A 15,680-nucleotide genomic window follows, 5' to 3' on the forward strand; every position below is an offset into this window, starting at 1 on the left:
TCCTCAACCCCTTAGGCTTTGGTCAATACTTTTTCCAGGATAGCAATTAATTCATCCACATGCTGAACCCGGATATTGAGCGGCGGCACAAACCGGAGCACATCTCCGTTGGTGCAGTTGATCAGGGCGCCGGCGTCCAGAGCGGCATTGACAATGTCTTTACCGGGCTTATGGAGCTTGACTCCAATCATCAGCCCCTGGCCGCGCACCGTCTGAATCAGTTGGGGATATTTTGGCTTTAAGCCTTCCAGGGCAGCCATCATATATTGGCCGATTTTTTGGGCATTCTCCGGCAGCTTCTCTTCCTCCATCACGGCCAGGACCGCAATGGCGGCAGCACAGGCCAAAGGATTGCCGCCGAAAGTGGAGCCATGATCCCCGGGCGAAAAAGCCTGAACCACCTGGTTGGTTCCCAGGACAGCGCCAATGGGCATTCCGCCTCCCAGGCCCTTGGCCATGGTCACAATATCCGGTTTAACACCCTCATGTTGATAGGCAAACATCTTACCGGTACGGCCCATGCCGCACTGAACTTCGTCCAGGATCAGCAGAGCCTGATATTTGTCGCAGAGCGCCCGTACCTGGCTTAAATACCCCTGATCCGGAATATTGACGCCGCCTTCTCCCTGGATAGCCTCCAGCATGACGGCCGCCGTTTTCTCGGACATAACCGTTGCCAGAGCATCGATATCGTTATAAGGCACATAACGGAAACCGCCGGGCAGAGGCTCGTAACCGTGCTGATATTTCGGCTGGGCGGTAGCAGTCACAGTAGCCAGGGTGCGGCCGTGAAAGGAGTGTTCCGCCGTGATGATCTGGACTTTATCCTGGGAAATTCGCTTGGCATACTTACGGGCCAGTTTGATGGCTCCTTCGTTGGCTTCCGCGCCGCTGTTGGCAAGAAACACCTTATCCAGACCGGACAACTGCACCAGTTTTTGCGCCAGTTGAGCCTGACCTTCGGTATAGTATAAGTTGGAACAATGGATCATTTTTTTAGCCTGATCGGCAATGGCCTCCACCAGGCGAGGGTGGCCGTGCCCCAGGGCGTTCACCGCGATGCCGGCCAGGAAATCAAGGTATTTCTTACCGGCAGTGTCATAAACATAGGGGCCTTCGCCATGGGAAAGCACGATTGGATACCTGGTAAACAAGGGCATATAGCAGGTCTGATCCAGTTCGATGACCCGGCTTTTCTCCACGTTATCTTTCCCCCTTTGTCTTTACTACCTCAGTACCGATGCCTTCATTGGTGAATACTTCTAACAGCAGGGAATGGGGCAGTCTGCCGTCGATGATATGGGTTTTGCCGGCGCCGCCGGCCAAAGCCCGGACGCAAGCCTCTACTTTCGGCACCATGCCGCCCTCAATAGAGCCTTTGGCAATCATGCCGGTGGCTTCGGCAAAGGTCAGGGTGGATATGAAGCTGGATTGATCTTTATAGTCACGATAAATGCCCTCGACATCGGTTAGCAATAGAAGCTTTTCCGCGCCGAGAGCGGCGGCAATCTCACCGGCCACGTAGTCGGCGTTGATATTGAAGCTTTCGCCGTTTTCCCCTACGCCGGTAGGGGCAATGACCGGGATATAGTCCTGGGCCAGCAGGGCTGAAATGATTTCGGGATTGATTTTTATCACGTCACCCACATAGCCGATATCCACTTCTTTCACCTGGGTTCCTTCATATACGGTGGCCAGATGCTTCTTGGCGATGGTCAGATTGGCGTCCTTGCCGTTCAGACCAACGGCTTTAACGCCGTTACGGTTTAAGAGGCTTACAATCTCAGTGTTGAGTTTCCCCACCAAAACCATTTCGGCGATTTCCATGGTTTCCGTGTCAGTCACGCGCAACCCGCTGACAAACTCAGACTGTTTGCCTATCTGCTTGAGCATAGCGGTAATTTCCGGGCCGCCGCCGTGAACGATCACCGGTTTCATACCGGTAAATTTCATGAGAATAATATCTTCGATTACTTTTTGCTTTAACGCGGCATTAATCATGGCATTGCCGCCGTATTTAATGACCACCGTTTTCCCGAAAAACTGCTTCATAAACGGCAGGGCCTCGGTTAGTACCGCTACTTTTTCCGCATTTGTCATCGCTCTCATCTCCTTTGGCTATTAATTTAAGTATGATACTCGGCATTGATCTTTATATACCCGTAGGAGAAGTCACAGGTCCAGACAGTAGCCTGCTCTTTCCCCAATCCTAACTCGACTTCCACTTTGATCTCTTTTTCCGCCATAACCTTTTTCAGAGTCTGATGATCCGGGTGGGCATCCAGTCCAGCCTTGACAACCGGCACACCGCCGATCATCAGGGAAGTTTTGGCCGGATCGGCTTGTGCTCCGGAATAGCCTACGGCACAGAGAATCCGGCCCCAGTTGGGGTCCTGACCAAAAAAGGCGGTTTTCACCAACGGCGATTTAGCAATGGCCATAGCTGCAGTTTTGGCAGCGGCAAAGCTGGGGGCGCTGCTGACGGTGATTTCGAGAAATTTAGTAGCGCCTTCTCCGTCCTTAACCACTAGCTTCGCCAGGTCGGTGCACACGGCTTTTAACATGTCGTAAAACAGTTCATAATCCTGGCCGCTGGCCTGATCAATGACTTTATTCCCGGCGGCGCCATTGGCCATCACTGCCGCCATGTCGTTAGTACTGGTGTCCCCGTCCACCGTGATCATATGAAAGGACAAATTGATCGCGTCCCGCCAGGCTTTATCCAGTATGGCCGGAGCTACCGCGGCATCCGTGGTAACGAAGCACAGAGTGGTGGCCATATTGGGGTGGATCATGCCGGCGCCTTTGGCGATACCGGCCATCCGGACGGTTTTGCCGCCGAGCTGTTGTTCGTAAACCGACACTTTGCGGAAGGTATCCGTGGTCATGATGCCCAGCATGGCGTTTTCGCCGCCGTTGACGGAAAGTCCGGCTTTTGCCTGGGCAATGCCAGCCGCAATTTTATCCATCGGCAGCTGTACCCCGATGACACCGGTGGAAGCCACCAGGACTTGGTCTGTCGGCAGATTCAGATGCCCGGCGGCCAGCTTCACCATTTCCTCGGCATTTTTCAACCCCAGATCGCCGGTACCGGCGTTGGCGCTGCCGGAATTGATGACAATCGCCCGGGCATTGCCCTTTTTAATATTATTTCTGGACACCAGGACCGGTGCCGCTGCCATGGTATTGGTGGTAAACACCGCTGCCGTTGCCGCGGCTGTTTCAGAATAAATGATGGCTATATCCTCTTTGCCGCTTTTTTTAAGACCGGCCTTAACACCGGACGCCAGAAATCCCGTCGGCGTGGTAATACTGCCTGTAATTTTTTTCATCGTTATTCGTCCCCCACATTTTCTAAGTTTGAATTCAGCAGTTCAATGTATCCTACAGATATAAAGGCGCTTGTGTCAGGCCGGTCGTCTCTTCGATGCCGAACATGACATTCATGTTCTGAATGGCTTGGCCGGCGGCGCCTTTCACCAGGTTGTCAATGGCGCTGACCACAATGACCCGGCCGGTGCGGTGGTCATAATGCCAGCCGATATCGCAGAAGTTGGAACCCCGTGTATTTTTGGTCACAGGATAACCTCCCCGGCCTAAGAGACGGATGAAGTATTCCTGGCGATAAGAAGATGCAAACACCTCATCGATCTGATCCGGCGTGACACCGGTCTTCAGGCTGGCGTAGCAAGTGGATAGGATGCCGCGGGTCATGGGAATCAGGTGCGGCGTAAAACTAATCGTCACTGCCGTACCAGCGAATTCACTCAGAGCCTGCTCGATTTCCGGCGTATGCCGATGGCCGGCGATATTATATGCCTTAACGCTTTCCTGAGCTTCGCTGAAATGATAGGCTAGATTAAGACCCCGGCCAGCGCCGGAAATGCCGGATTTAGCGTCTACGATGATCGTGCTCAGTTCGATCAGTTTGTTTTTGACCAAAGGTGCCAGAGCCAGGATCGTGGCGGTAGTGTAACAGCCGGGATTGCCGACGATACGGGCCGTTTTCACCTGATCCCGGTATAATTCGGTTAAACCGTATACCGCCTTGGCCTCAGGATGAGTATGAGGGACCTTGTACCACTGTTCATAAACTTTTCGGTCACTGAAACGATAATCCGCCCCCAGATCAATGACTTTCGCTCCCTGGGCGATGATCTTCTTGCCTGCCTCCATGGCATGCCCATGAGGCAGAGCCGCAAAAATAACATCACTGGCAGAAGCGATGTTCTCTATCTCTTCCATACTGGCCAGCTTGCTGTCATACAATCGGGTGAGATGGGGATAAATTTCATGAATCCCTGTACCGGTCTGACTTTCGGATGTAATATAAACAATCTCCGCCTGAGGATGCCCGGACAGGATTCGCAGCAGTTCTTCTCCGGTATATCCTGTTGCGCCGCAAATACTTATTTTCATGTTTATACCCCCTATATTTAGAATAAGTGCCATTTCGGAATTATGAAGTTCTGGATGGTAGTAATAATTATACATGATTAATGAATATTAATGCAAGAGTTTTTTGTATACATAGCTATGCAAAGCATCGCGGAACGGGAGGAAATAAAAAAGGCGCCGTTACACAAACAGCACCTCTCCTGTAATCGCTATTGCTGTCCCGCAGTGGGGACACATTTTTCCTTGCTGCAACAGGCTGCGACGCCTAAATCTGTCCAGCACGATCTGACCGCATTCCGGGCAGCAGGTATGAGACTCATAGCCGCCAACGTTGCCCAGATAGACATAACGCAAATGTTCCCGGGCAATTTCTCCGGCATTCTGCAATATCCGGATATCTGTGGGAGGTTGATCCATTTTGTAGGCGGGGAAGTAGCGAGACAGATGCAGCGGTATATCAGGGTTGATGGCAGCCAGCCACCGGGCTAATTCTCTGATCTCAGACGGGTCATCATTATGCCCCGCTATGACCAGGGTGGTAATTTCCGTGTGGCAAGAGGCTGCGGCTTTCTCTACGGTGCGCTTCACATCCACCAGAGAACCGCCGCACATTTGGCGGTAAAAGCCTTCACTGAATCCTTTCACATCAATATTCATGGCGTCCAGATTCGGCAGCAGTTCGATCAGTGGTGGCTGCTCAATAAATCCGTTAGTGACCATGACGTTTTTAAGGCCCCGCAAACGCGCCAGGCGCGCGGTATCCAGCAGGTATTCATACCATACCCCTGGCTCGGAATAAGTATAGGCGATCCCGATATTTTCCGGCTGATATCTTAGGGCTGCGTCCACCACCGCTTCTGGCGACAGGAAGGTTGAAGGGGCCTGCTGCTGGGCGATGGTCCAGTTCTGACAAAAATGGCAGGTAAAGTTGCAACCCCAGGAGCCAATGGAAAAAATCCGGCTGCCGGGATAAAAATGATATAAGGGCTTTTTCTCAATGGGATCCATGGCGCAGAAAGTGCAAGCGCCGTAATTTTCAGCAACCAGCTGGCCGTCCCGGTTGCGCCTTACCCGGCAAAACCGCTCTGACCGGGACCGATCAGGCACCGGTGAGGACACAATTCACACATCAGCCTGTCATCCATTTCTCGATACCATTTAGCCTGCATAGTTTCTTACCTCATATATAACGGATGACATAAAACCTGTATAACTCTACTGGTTCCTCTGGCCGGATACCAGCTTTCTGTTTGGCGATAGCTACCTGTCCTTCCACCGTATTGACCCCTTCCAGATCCGGCAGCAGCAAGCCGCGACGCTGTCCCCGGGCCACGATCACTCCATAACGGTGAGGATCCAGGTCGTCTAGACTGCTGATTGGTTCCGGCTCAGACAATACATCAACCGATACTGCCAGTTCTCCCATTTCTTCGGACTTAACCGGCCAGAAGCGGGGATCATTGGTACCGGCGCTTACAGCGTTATGAATAATTTCTGCGGCGATATTGGATTGGACAGGCAAAAAAGTCCCGATACACCCCCGGAGTTGTCCGTGTTTTTTCAATGAGACAAAAACGCCGGCCCTGCCGCTTAATTCCGGCGGCAAGTCGGCCGGCAACCCCATGATTTCTACCGTCTTCAGGTAATAGTTCAGACTATTGACAGCCAATTCAACCGGTACGCTTCTTTTAAGAATAATCCCACCCCCTGGAGAATGAGTGCAGAACTTATCTACAGCCGCGAATCCGGGACCGTTCAAAAAGATTCAACGGTCCTCTACTTACAGTTGCATTCGGGAATCTCATTAGCCGGCTGGAACATGGTTACACAGTAGCCTACCCCGAAAGGCCCCTCATAGGAGAGGACATTGGCTTTAGCTTCTAACCCGCCAAGCACGCCCATCAAGAAAATGATAGGACGCAGGCCGCACTCGCCGGCCTCGGCAATCATTTGAGGATCCATCGCCAATAACGCCTTCACATTGACATCTTTCAAAGCAGCCACAACCTGACGATCAAATTCCGCTCCCTGAGGGCTGTATCCTGCGGAGGAATCCGGCAATAGACGGTGGGATAAATCCCCAGAGGCAATGACTGCGGTCCGACGGTCGGCGATGCCGATAGCCCCCTGGACCGCTTTACCAAATGTGTACATTTCTTCATAAGACACGAAACCCATGGACAAATGAACGATTTGGCCCTTAAAACCGGCTTTATGTAAATAATACAGCGGAACCATCGCTCCATGGTCTAACCCCAGCGGCAAGCGATGCATTTTTGCCACATCATCGGTCACTTCCATATAATTAATCCCCAGCCGCTCTGCCTTGCGCAGGATATGACGCACCAACAGCCCGTCCGTTTCAAAGCCAAGGGCAATATCCGGCTGGCCGAAGGCAGCGAAATTGCCCTTCATCCGGGGATAAAGGCTGATGCTGACCGCATCCCGGAAAACCGGTCCATGGGAAGTCATGATGACGATGGTTTCCGGGGACCTATCTTCAATCATTCGCGCAACCTGCTCAGCAGCAGTTACGGTTGCCTGGATTTTGCTCAGTTCATGTCCCCCGATTTCCGGGATCATGATAGGGGGATGTGGCAATAAGGCACACCCTACCAGTTTTTTCAACCACTATCACTCCTTAAGTGATGCGAAGCATCGTCTACTCGGCGTTATCTTCCCGCATTCCGACTGAAATAATACGCCAGTCCTTTTGCAATCTGATATGCCATATTCTGCTGATAGTTTGGATCCGACAGATGTTTAGCCTCCTGAGGATTGCTGAGATAACCGGTTTCAATCAGCACCCCGGGTATTGTTGTTCGATTCAACAACAGAATATTTAAATCCTGCTTAGCCTGTCGCTTATTTCCCGGCGGAAAATCTTTCAGCGCTTCCTGCATGGCCTCTGCCAAGAATTTGCTCTCCGGTAATGCGGGATTGTAAAAAACCTGGGCTCCTGTCCAGCGGGAAGCGGGAATAGCATTGGCGTGAATGCTTATGTATACATTACCCCGAGCGCCGTTGATAATATCGATTCTGCGCTCTATGTCCCGGCGCTTGCCGCCTTTACCCTTGCTTCTTTCATAGTAATCAATATCCGACTCCCGGGTCATGACCACATGAGCGCCGGCCTTGGACACAATCTCAGCCAATTTCAGAGAAATAGCCAGGTTTATTTCTTTTTCGATATGTTTCTGACGGGAAGCCCCCGCATCAAAGCCGCCGTGACCCGGATCAATGACAATGCATGCGCCGTTCAGTGCCGTCAGCTCTCTCACATCCACGATATCCCCCGCTAAAAACGGAAAAGTAAACACCTGCAAGGCCAATACCGCCACACTCCCCCAAAATACCCACTTGGCTTTTCTGGGCTGGATGACAAACACTTTCATAGCCGCCCTCCTGCCTGCTTTTTGCCTTATTATTCTATGCCTGAGAATTAGCGCCTATGTTAGTACTGGTCAAAATAAAGGTTCTACGTTACAATATTGGTAGTTCATGCATTCGCAATTCACAATTCATACACTTGTACTTTGATATGTGGGGGGAAGTCATGCGCCTGGGAAAATTATTCCTGGTTGTATTCATAGTATTTGGCGCTTCATTTTATTGGGCCAACAGCAACGTTGTAAAAGTTCTGCAACCCCAAACCGATTGGTTTGAGCCGGCCGGCAGCCATACAGCGAGTGTTACTCAGCGGATTTTGCGCGTGGTGGCCTTAAAAACCGCTATTAATGCCAAATTAAACAAAGAAGAATACATAAAACTGGAAGATATCCCGCTGGGTCTGCGGCAGGCGGTTATTGCCGTAGAGGATAACCGTTTTTACAACCATCCCGGCTTCGACGTGGAAGCCATTTTCCGCGCCGCCCTGGTGAATCTGCAAATAGGGACTGTGGTGGAAGGCGGCAGTACTATTACGCAGCAACTAATCAAAAATCTGTTTTTATCCCATGACCGGACTATGTCCCGCAAACTGGAAGAATTCGTGCTGGCAGTTAATCTGGAAATGCGCTATTCCAAAAGCGAAATTTTGGAGATGTACCTAAATACGATTTATTTTGGCGCTGATGCGTATGGCATCGGTCCGGCTTCCCAGGCTTATTTCGCCAAAGAGCCGTCTCAGCTGACCCTGGCGGAAGCCACGTTGCTGGCCGGTCTGCCCAACGCTCCGGGGCTGTATTCGCCCTATACCGATTTAAATGCCGCTAAGCGTCGTCAGGCGGTGGTCCTTGCGTCTATGCTCCGCAACGGCTATATTGATACCGTTGACGCCGAAATGGTCCGAAATACCCCGCTGCACTTCTCACAGCCTATTCCGGAAAATCTGTAGAACATCATTTCAAATCAAAACCCCGAAGCAGTTATGCCTCGGGGTTTTGTCCATGGTTCCGGAATATCTTATTTAAAATAGTTAGGGATTTCGTTCCATTCGCCTTTTTCCTCCTTGGCTTCGGCGTCAGAACGAGCCACCCGTTCGATCGTGAATTCCTTAATACTGATATCACCGTCAATCATAGCCGGTTTGGTCACATAGCGGCCCTCATAATAGACGGCAAATGACAGGAGAGTATACCAGCCATGTTTGCCGGGAGAGGGAGTTTCCTTGACCAATACTCCCATGGTAACCGGCGATTTCGCCTCGGTCAGATGACGGCCCGGTTTTTTCTCACTGGTGAAAGAAAGGGCTTTCGGTGAAGCAATCAAGGGTTCCAGTTCTGGGAAATAGGTGCGGAAGTCTTTGATTTTTATCGGAGTTTCCATGATGTATCGTTGCGCCCGGACAAAAGAGCCCGGTTTGTCCGCATCATAGGCCACCGTCATTTGCACGGCATTCCCCTGCCGCCAGAACATATGCCAATAAGAGGCTGCCTTAGCGTAGCGCCAGCCTTTCGACTCCCATTCGGCCTTGGCCCACCTCTGATCATCCCGGTCAATTACAATGCGATATTCGCCGTATTCCCTGGCAATAGTTTCGCGGGTATCGTTCAGAGCAGCCTGGGAAACGCCGGCATTTGCCATCATCATAAGCATACATAGGATTATTATTTTTTTCATAAAGCCGACCCCCAGATTTTAATTTTGTCTTCTGTTTGTCTACTATTAGATTTCCAATCGGCGGACTCCTGCCGCTAAGGCAAGTTTTATCTGGGATTTGTCACTAGTTCGTCACTGGCAAGCGGATTCTTAGCCGTCTTCATATATTCTCAAGCGTAAAAGACCCGCGCAAACACTGAGTTTGTGCGGGTCTTTGCTTTGAAGGTATTAACGTTTCGAGAACTGAGAAGCCTTACGTGCTTTTTTCAAGCCGTATTTGCGGCGTTCCTTTTCACGCGGGTCGCGGGTCAACAGACCGGCTTTTTTCAGGGCCGGACGGTATTCCAGGTCCACTTTTAAGAGGGCCCGGGAGATGCCGTGACGGACAGCGCCGGCTTGGCCGGCTACACCGCCGCCCTCCACCTTTGCCAACACATCATATTTACCAACCGTATCAGTAAGGGCCAAAGGCTGTTTTACAATCAGTTCAAGCGTCTTTAAGCCAAAATATTCATCCAGTGCACGGTCGTTCACGATAATCTTGCCTTCGCCCGGCACCAAACGCACTCTGGCTACCGAAGTTTTTCTCCGTCCTGTACCGTAGTACATAACTTGTGCCATATCCGTTCCTCCTTTCCGCTATCTTATCGTATGCTAAGCTCCAATTTTTCCGGTTGTTGAGCCTGATGGGGATGCTCGGCACCACTGTATACGTTCAGTTTGCGATACATCTGATGGCCCAGAGGATTTTTCGGCAGCATGCCTTTGACGGCCAGTTCCAGCACTCTTTTCGGACGATCCTTGAGCATCTTTCCGGCAGTGATGAAGCTGGTGCCGCCTATATAGCCGGAATGGCGGAAATAGGTTTTCTGCACCAATTTTTTCCCGGTTAATTGTACTTTAGCGGCGTTGATAATAATTACATGATCGCCAGTGTCAACATGCGGCGTAAAAATCGGTTTATGTTTACCCCGCAGAATCTTGGCGACTTCCGCGGCAACTCTACCTAGGGTTTTGCCTTCAGCGTCGATCAGATACCATTTGCGTTCCACGTCGGCTTTATTTGCCATAAACGTTTTCATCAGTATCCCTCCTCTTTGTGAAGATGAATATAAAAATCAGCTATAGATATACCGTGATTTCCGGGGCTAATGGAATTCATGGCAAAATCTCATAAGGGTATTGTATTAAATTGACTTGTCAATGTCAAGTGAAATCCGCAAAATCCGGCGGAATTAATGAATAAACCTTAATAAAAAATTTCACTGAGATACAATCCCTGAGGGGGTGCGGTAATCCCCGCCTGATTACGGTCTTTTGACGCCAGAATAGGGCCCATATCCTCATGCGGTCTTTTTCCCAGCCCGATTTCCACCAAGGTTCCCGTCAGATTGCGTACCATATGATAAAGAAAACCAGTCCCGTGAAACAGAAGGTCGATGGTGCCACTTTGCTGCCTACAGTCGGTTTGCAGCATGGTACGCACCGGGTCTGCCGCCGCCCCTCCGGCAGCCCGGAAAGCGGAAAAATCATGGGTCCCCTGCACAACGGCCAAGGCTTGCCGCATCTTGGCCAGATCCAGGCTGCCCTTAATATGCCAAGCCAGGTTGCGATAAAAGGGATCAGGCAGAAGATGGTTATAGACCTTATAAATATAGATCTTGCTTTTGGCGCTGTAGCGGGCATGAAAATCAGCATCCACGGTCGCAGCGGCTTTGACCACGATGTCACGGGGCAAGAGACCATTGGCGGCGGCCGGAATCCGTTCTACCGGAATGGTCCCGGTTGTAAAAAAATTCACCACCTGGCCCCAGGCGTGCACACCTGCATCAGTCCTGCCGGCGCCAGTGATCTTGAGGTGATGGCCAAATAACCGGCTTAGCCTTTCTTCCAGTATCTCCTGGATGGTTAGCGCATTTTGCTGCCGCTGAAACCCGTGGTAATTTGACCCGTCATAGCTGATCGTCAGCCTGATATTCCGTTCCACAGGCAATTTACCTCACAAACCATTTTAGCGCCGTCACTGCAGCCACCAGCAAGAGAACCACCAGGGCGGCAGCCAGATCGATGGATTGAAACTGAAGTTCTTTCATGCGGGTCCGCTCATCGCCGCCCCGGTAGCAGCGGGCTTCCATAGCTGTGGCCAGTTCGTCGGCCCGGCGGAAAGCACTGATAAACAGCGGCACAAGCAAGGGAATCATGCTTTGAGCCCGGCGCAGAATATTGCCTGAGCCGAATTCAGCACCCCGGGATATCTGAGCCTTCATGATTCGATCGGTTTCCTCGATCAGGGTGGGGATAAATCGAAGGGCAATGGTCATCATCATGGCCAGCTCATGGGCCGGCACCCCGAAACGCTTCAGAGGCTTTAAGAGTTGTTCGATGCCGTCTGTCAGGGCAATAGGCGAGGTGGTAAAGGTCATTAGAGAGGACATCACGATGAGGAAAACCAATCTGATTGACATCAAAATGCCCTGCTCAAGACCCGTATCCGATACAGTCAGCGGCCCAATACTGAATACCGTCCGGCCAGGAGTGGTAAAAAAGTGAATCAGAACAGTAATCAAAATGATCAGCCACAAGGGCCGAATGGATTTCAGGACAAATTTCAGCGGAATGCCGGATATGCCGATAACAGCCAGGCAGAACACGGCCAGAATCAGATAAGAAACGTAGCTTTCCGCCAGGAAAATAGCGCTGATGAATAACAGGGTGCCGATGATTTTGCTGCGAGGGTCCAATCGGTGCACAAACGATTGTCCGGGAAAATATTGCCCCAGAGTAATATTATTTAGCATGGCGCCTCCCTTCCAAAGCTGTGAGAATGGCTTCACAGGCTTCTGGAGGCGTAATGATTCTGTCGTCCACATTTAGGCCGGCCCGGCGCAGCCGCCGCAGCACAGTCGTGATATTAGGGACATCGACGCCGGCCTGGATGAGTTCAGCCTGCCGTTCGGTAAAAACCTGGTCAGGCCGGCCATCAATCAGGACCGTCCCCTGGTGCATCACCAGCAGCCTGTCCGCCATCCGGGCGATATCCTCCATATTGTGAGATACCAGTACCACCGCCATACCGGCGGCTTGGTGCAGGTCCATGATCTGATTGAAGATCTCATCTCTGCCCCGGGGGTCCAGACCGGCGGAAGGCTCGTCCAAAACCAGATAGGCCGGCTCCAGGGCAATGACGCCGGCAACAGCTACCCGCCGCATTTGCCCGCCGCTCAGCCGAAAAGGAGACCGGCCGGAGAAAACTGAAAAATTCAGGCCGACGAATTCCATAGCCTGTTTTACCCGCCTGTCTGTTTCCTCTGCCGCCAGGCCCAGATTGCGGGGGCCAAAGGCAATGTCGTCATAGACGGTCTCTTCAAACAACTGCTGCTCCGGATACTGAAACACCATACCGACTTTTCGCCGGGCGACTTTGGCTTCCTTGCTCTTATCGAGCTTCACTCCGTCGATCAGCACTTCACCCCGGGTGGGTTCCAGCAGGCCGTTTAGATGCTGCACCAGTGTGGATTTACCGGAGCCGGTATGGCCGATGATGCCTATGACCTCACCCTGACGAATCTCCAGGTTAATATCCTTAATGGCGGTTTTCTCGAAAGGTGTGCCCGCCAGGTAGGTGAAAGAGACACCTCTCAGTTGGATGGACATAATGCCACCGCCAATTCTTCTTCTGTGATAATATCTACCGGCAGGCTGACGCCTCGCTGGCGCAAACGATAGGACAGGTCCGAGGCGGTTGGAACGTCCAGCCCCATGGCTTTCAGCCGTTCGACCTGGCTGAAAATGGCTTTCGGCGTTCCTTGATCCACTACTTTGCCCGCTTCCATGACTACAACCCGGTCGGCCCACATAGCTTCTTCCATAAAATGAGTGATATACACTACCGTAATCCCTTCCTCCCGGTTAAGCCTCCGGACAGTGGACAGAACTTCGGCCCGGCCCTTGGGGTCCAGCATGGCCGTGGGCTCGTCCAGCACCAGACACTGGGATCGCATAGCCAGGACGCCGGCGATAGCCACCCGCTGCTTTTGTCCGCCGGAGAGCAAGTGCGGCGCATGCTGCCGGTAGGATTCCATTCCTACGGCCTTTAGTGCCTGGTCTACCCGCTCTTTGATCTGATCAGAAGGAACCGCCAGATTTTCCGGACCAAAGGCTACATCTTCCTCGACGATAGCAGCTACGATTTGATTATCAGGATTCTGGAACACCATGCCCACTGATTGCCTGATGTTCCACAGTTGATCGGGATCTTTGGCATTGCGGCCAAAGATCCGGCACTCGCCGCTGGTCGGCAGCAGCAAGGCATTCAGGTGCTTGGCCAAGGTAGATTTACCGGAACCATTAGCGCCGATCACCGCCAGAAATTCTCCCCGGCTCACAGTCAGATTCACGTCATCCAGGGCTTTGACTTCCACGCCTTCTTGGTCTGTGTACAGATGAGTTACATGCTCTAAGTGTATGATCGTTTCCTCAGACGACATTTGTGTAAATCCCCTCCCAGTGCATCGTCCTCCTTAGTGAGACCGTTGAAAAAGGCTCATCTGCGTCACTTCAGCCTCCTGCGGGCTGGCTCATTCAGAAAACATCCCTTTTCAGGAGATAGGTAGTAGCGGCTGTTTTCTTATAAGCTGAAAAGTCACCTGAATTCTTCAGTATGGCAGCGCAGGCATTGCTCTTACCTAGCATCTGAACCTTTCTGAACGGTCTCAGATTCGAAGCAGCAGATGAGCTTTGCAACAAAATTCCAGTATGAAAATAAATACCAGGCAACGACTGCCTATTTTTCCTTGGAAAATTATTTCCAAGGAAAAAAGGCGGGTTACCTGGCGGAATTCAGTCACTTACACCAGTTCCAGAATAGCCATGGGAGCGGCATCGCCGCGGCGGGGTCCCAGTTTCAAGACACGGGTATAGCCGCCTTGACGCTCCTGGTACTTTGGTGCAATGATATCAAATAACTTTTTAGTCACTTCTTCATCCATGAGAAAAGATAACACCTGACGGCGTGCATGGAGATCACCGCGTTTAGCCAGTGTGATCATCTGATCAGCCAGCGAGGCAGTTTCTTTGGCTTTCGCCTCCGTTGTCTCAATGCGCCCATGGGCGAAGAAGGAAGTCAAAATACTGCGCAACAGCGCTTTACGAGCGCTGGAGTCACGTCCTAACTTTCTGTAGGCCATAAATCTTCCCTCCTTATTCCCGTTATTCCTCGTTTTCAGCCAGAGATAACCCGAGTTCCGCCAGTTTTTTCTTAACTTCATCCAGCGACTTGCGGCCTAAATTGCGCACTTTCATCATATCCTCTTCGGATTTTTGATTCAGTTCGGCAACCGTATTGATGCCGGCGCGTTTTAGACAATTGTAAGACCGCACGGACAGTTCCAGGTCTTCGATGGTCATTTCCATCACCTTGGAGCCGCCGTCTTCCACCGGTTCCGTAAAAGGGCCGTCAGCTGTTTCCTCATCGGCAACAATGCCGGCAATATTCTGGAAGGGCTTCAGTTCGCTAATCAGAATCCTGGCTGCTTTGCTCACAGCTTCATCGGGGCGCAGGCTGCCGTTCGTCCAAACTTCTAATGTCAGCCTGTCAAAATTGGTTACGTTACCGACGCGTGTATCTGTTACTTGATAGTTTACCCGTAGAATGGGAGAAAAAATAGAGTCAATCGGAATAATCCCGATTACATGATCCGGTTTTTTGTTTTTATCCGCCAGCACATAGCCGAAACCGGATTCGATGGTTAATTCCAGCTTAAGGCTGGCATTATCGTCCAGGGTCGCCAAATGCTTGCCGGGATTGAGAACCTCGATTTCCGGATCGTCAATAATGTCAGCCTTTACTTCTCCCGGACCTTCTACCTCAATGCGAATCAGTTTCGGCTCGTCAATATACTTTTTGAGGCACAATTCTTTCAAGTTCAAAATAATGTCGGTAACGTCTTCCCGGACACCGGGAATCGTAGAAAATTCATGCAGGACGCCGTCAATCTTTATAGAAGTAACGGCTGCTCCCGGCAAAGAGGACAACAGGATGCGACGCAGGCTATTGCCCAGGGTAATGCCGTAACCCCGTTTTAACGGTTCACAGACAAACTTCCCATATATCGTACCATCCTGATTGTTCTCACTGATTTCCACGACCTCGATCTTCGGTTTTTCGATTTCCATCATCCGGATAAACCCTCCTCCTTGCGCACTGCTACGTTACGCCATACCATGGAGTTGTATAACCATCC

18 protein-coding genes are annotated in these 15,680 nt (G+C 51.3%); 1 reads left to right on the forward strand and 17 read right to left on the reverse strand.

Going from position 1 to position 15,680, the window contains the following annotated elements; genetic code table 11:
- Nucleotides 1-11: 11 nt before the first annotated feature.
- The 8 genes from ALO_RS03235 to ALO_RS03270 all read right to left on the reverse strand — a co-directional run bounded on the left by ALO_RS03235 (nucleotide 12) and on the right by ALO_RS03270 (nucleotide 7,793).
- Nucleotides 12-1,202: an acetylornithine transaminase gene (locus ALO_RS03235; protein WP_004092821.1), complete on the reverse strand. Its 1,191-nt coding sequence runs from the start codon at nucleotides 1,200-1,202 to the stop codon at nucleotides 12-14.
- Between the two features lies 1 nt (nucleotide 1,203).
- A complete protein-coding gene (gene argB / locus ALO_RS03240; RefSeq protein ID WP_004092823.1) occupies nucleotides 1,204-2,100 on the reverse strand; it encodes an acetylglutamate kinase in 897 nt (298 codons plus the stop codon).
- 26 nt (nucleotides 2,101-2,126) lie between these two features.
- Entirely contained in the window at nucleotides 2,127-3,332 is a 1,206-nt protein-coding gene (gene argJ, locus ALO_RS03245; RefSeq protein WP_004092825.1) for a bifunctional glutamate N-acetyltransferase/amino-acid acetyltransferase ArgJ, read from the reverse strand.
- Between the two features lie 52 nt (nucleotides 3,333-3,384).
- Nucleotides 3,385-4,419: an N-acetyl-gamma-glutamyl-phosphate reductase gene (gene argC / locus ALO_RS03250; RefSeq protein ID WP_004092826.1), complete on the reverse strand. Its 1,035-nt coding sequence runs from the start codon at nucleotides 4,417-4,419 to the stop codon at nucleotides 3,385-3,387.
- A 159-nt stretch (nucleotides 4,420-4,578) separates the two neighbouring features.
- Complete coding sequence (gene amrS / locus ALO_RS03255) at nucleotides 4,579-5,517, reverse strand: AmmeMemoRadiSam system radical SAM enzyme (protein ID WP_004092827.1); 939 nt, start codon at nucleotides 5,515-5,517, stop codon at nucleotides 4,579-4,581.
- A 61-nt stretch (nucleotides 5,518-5,578) separates the two neighbouring features.
- The gene (gene amrA / locus ALO_RS03260) at nucleotides 5,579-6,067 is read right to left on the reverse strand and encodes an AmmeMemoRadiSam system protein A (RefSeq protein ID WP_004092828.1); all 489 of its coding nucleotides are present in this window, start codon (nucleotides 6,065-6,067) and stop codon (nucleotides 5,579-5,581) included.
- A 107-nt stretch (nucleotides 6,068-6,174) separates the two neighbouring features.
- A complete protein-coding gene (gene amrB / locus ALO_RS03265) occupies nucleotides 6,175-7,026 on the reverse strand; it encodes an AmmeMemoRadiSam system protein B (protein WP_004092829.1) in 852 nt (283 codons plus the stop codon).
- A 44-nt stretch (nucleotides 7,027-7,070) separates the two neighbouring features.
- A complete protein-coding gene (locus ALO_RS03270) occupies nucleotides 7,071-7,793 on the reverse strand; it encodes an N-acetylmuramoyl-L-alanine amidase (RefSeq protein WP_004092830.1) in 723 nt (240 codons plus the stop codon).
- A 161-nt stretch (nucleotides 7,794-7,954) separates the two neighbouring features.
- Here ALO_RS03270 and ALO_RS03275 point away from each other — a divergent pair, with 161 nt between their 5' ends.
- On the forward strand, nucleotides 7,955-8,734 hold the full coding sequence (locus tag ALO_RS03275; protein WP_004092831.1) for a transglycosylase domain-containing protein: 780 nt from the start codon (nucleotides 7,955-7,957) through the stop codon (nucleotides 8,732-8,734).
- 68 nt (nucleotides 8,735-8,802) lie between these two features.
- Here the strand turns inward: ALO_RS03275 and ALO_RS03280 are convergent, their stop codons facing one another.
- The 9 genes from ALO_RS03280 to ALO_RS03320 all read right to left on the reverse strand — a co-directional run bounded on the left by ALO_RS03280 (nucleotide 8,803) and on the right by ALO_RS03320 (nucleotide 15,615).
- On the reverse strand, nucleotides 8,803-9,459 hold the full coding sequence (locus tag ALO_RS03280) for a hypothetical protein (protein ID WP_004092832.1): 657 nt from the start codon (nucleotides 9,457-9,459) through the stop codon (nucleotides 8,803-8,805).
- Between the two features lie 207 nt (nucleotides 9,460-9,666).
- On the reverse strand, nucleotides 9,667-10,059 hold the full coding sequence (gene rpsI, locus ALO_RS03285; protein ID WP_004092833.1) for a 30S ribosomal protein S9: 393 nt from the start codon (nucleotides 10,057-10,059) through the stop codon (nucleotides 9,667-9,669).
- A 23-nt stretch (nucleotides 10,060-10,082) separates the two neighbouring features.
- On the reverse strand, nucleotides 10,083-10,523 hold the full coding sequence (gene rplM, locus ALO_RS03290; RefSeq protein WP_085944922.1) for a 50S ribosomal protein L13: 441 nt from the start codon (nucleotides 10,521-10,523) through the stop codon (nucleotides 10,083-10,085).
- 164 nt (nucleotides 10,524-10,687) lie between these two features.
- Nucleotides 10,688-11,425 (reverse strand): tRNA pseudouridine(38-40) synthase TruA, encoded by a 738-nt coding sequence (gene truA / locus ALO_RS03295; RefSeq protein ID WP_004092836.1) that lies wholly within the window; start codon nucleotides 11,423-11,425, stop codon nucleotides 10,688-10,690.
- Between the two features lie 7 nt (nucleotides 11,426-11,432).
- On the reverse strand, nucleotides 11,433-12,236 hold the full coding sequence (locus ALO_RS03300; RefSeq protein WP_004092837.1) for an energy-coupling factor transporter transmembrane component T family protein: 804 nt from the start codon (nucleotides 12,234-12,236) through the stop codon (nucleotides 11,433-11,435).
- The gene (locus ALO_RS03305) at nucleotides 12,226-13,092 is read right to left on the reverse strand and encodes an energy-coupling factor transporter ATPase (RefSeq protein ID WP_004092838.1); all 867 of its coding nucleotides are present in this window, start codon (nucleotides 13,090-13,092) and stop codon (nucleotides 12,226-12,228) included. Before ALO_RS03305 ends, ALO_RS03300 begins: the two co-directional genes overlap by 11 nt.
- On the reverse strand, nucleotides 13,077-13,925 hold the full coding sequence (locus tag ALO_RS03310; RefSeq protein WP_004092840.1) for an energy-coupling factor transporter ATPase: 849 nt from the start codon (nucleotides 13,923-13,925) through the stop codon (nucleotides 13,077-13,079). Before ALO_RS03310 ends, ALO_RS03305 begins: the two co-directional genes overlap by 16 nt.
- 360 nt (nucleotides 13,926-14,285) lie before the next feature.
- The gene (gene rplQ / locus ALO_RS03315) at nucleotides 14,286-14,624 is read right to left on the reverse strand and encodes a 50S ribosomal protein L17 (protein ID WP_004092845.1); all 339 of its coding nucleotides are present in this window, start codon (nucleotides 14,622-14,624) and stop codon (nucleotides 14,286-14,288) included.
- A gap of 22 nt (nucleotides 14,625-14,646) precedes the next feature.
- Nucleotides 14,647-15,615, reverse strand: a complete 969-nt coding sequence (locus tag ALO_RS03320) for a DNA-directed RNA polymerase subunit alpha (protein WP_004092846.1) — start codon at nucleotides 15,613-15,615, stop codon at nucleotides 14,647-14,649.
- Between the last annotated feature and the right edge of the window lie 65 nt (nucleotides 15,616-15,680).

This window comes from Acetonema longum DSM 6540, from assembly GCF_000219125.1.
In the GTDB taxonomy this organism is placed as follows: domain Bacteria; phylum Bacillota; class Negativicutes; order Sporomusales; family Acetonemataceae; genus Acetonema; species Acetonema longum.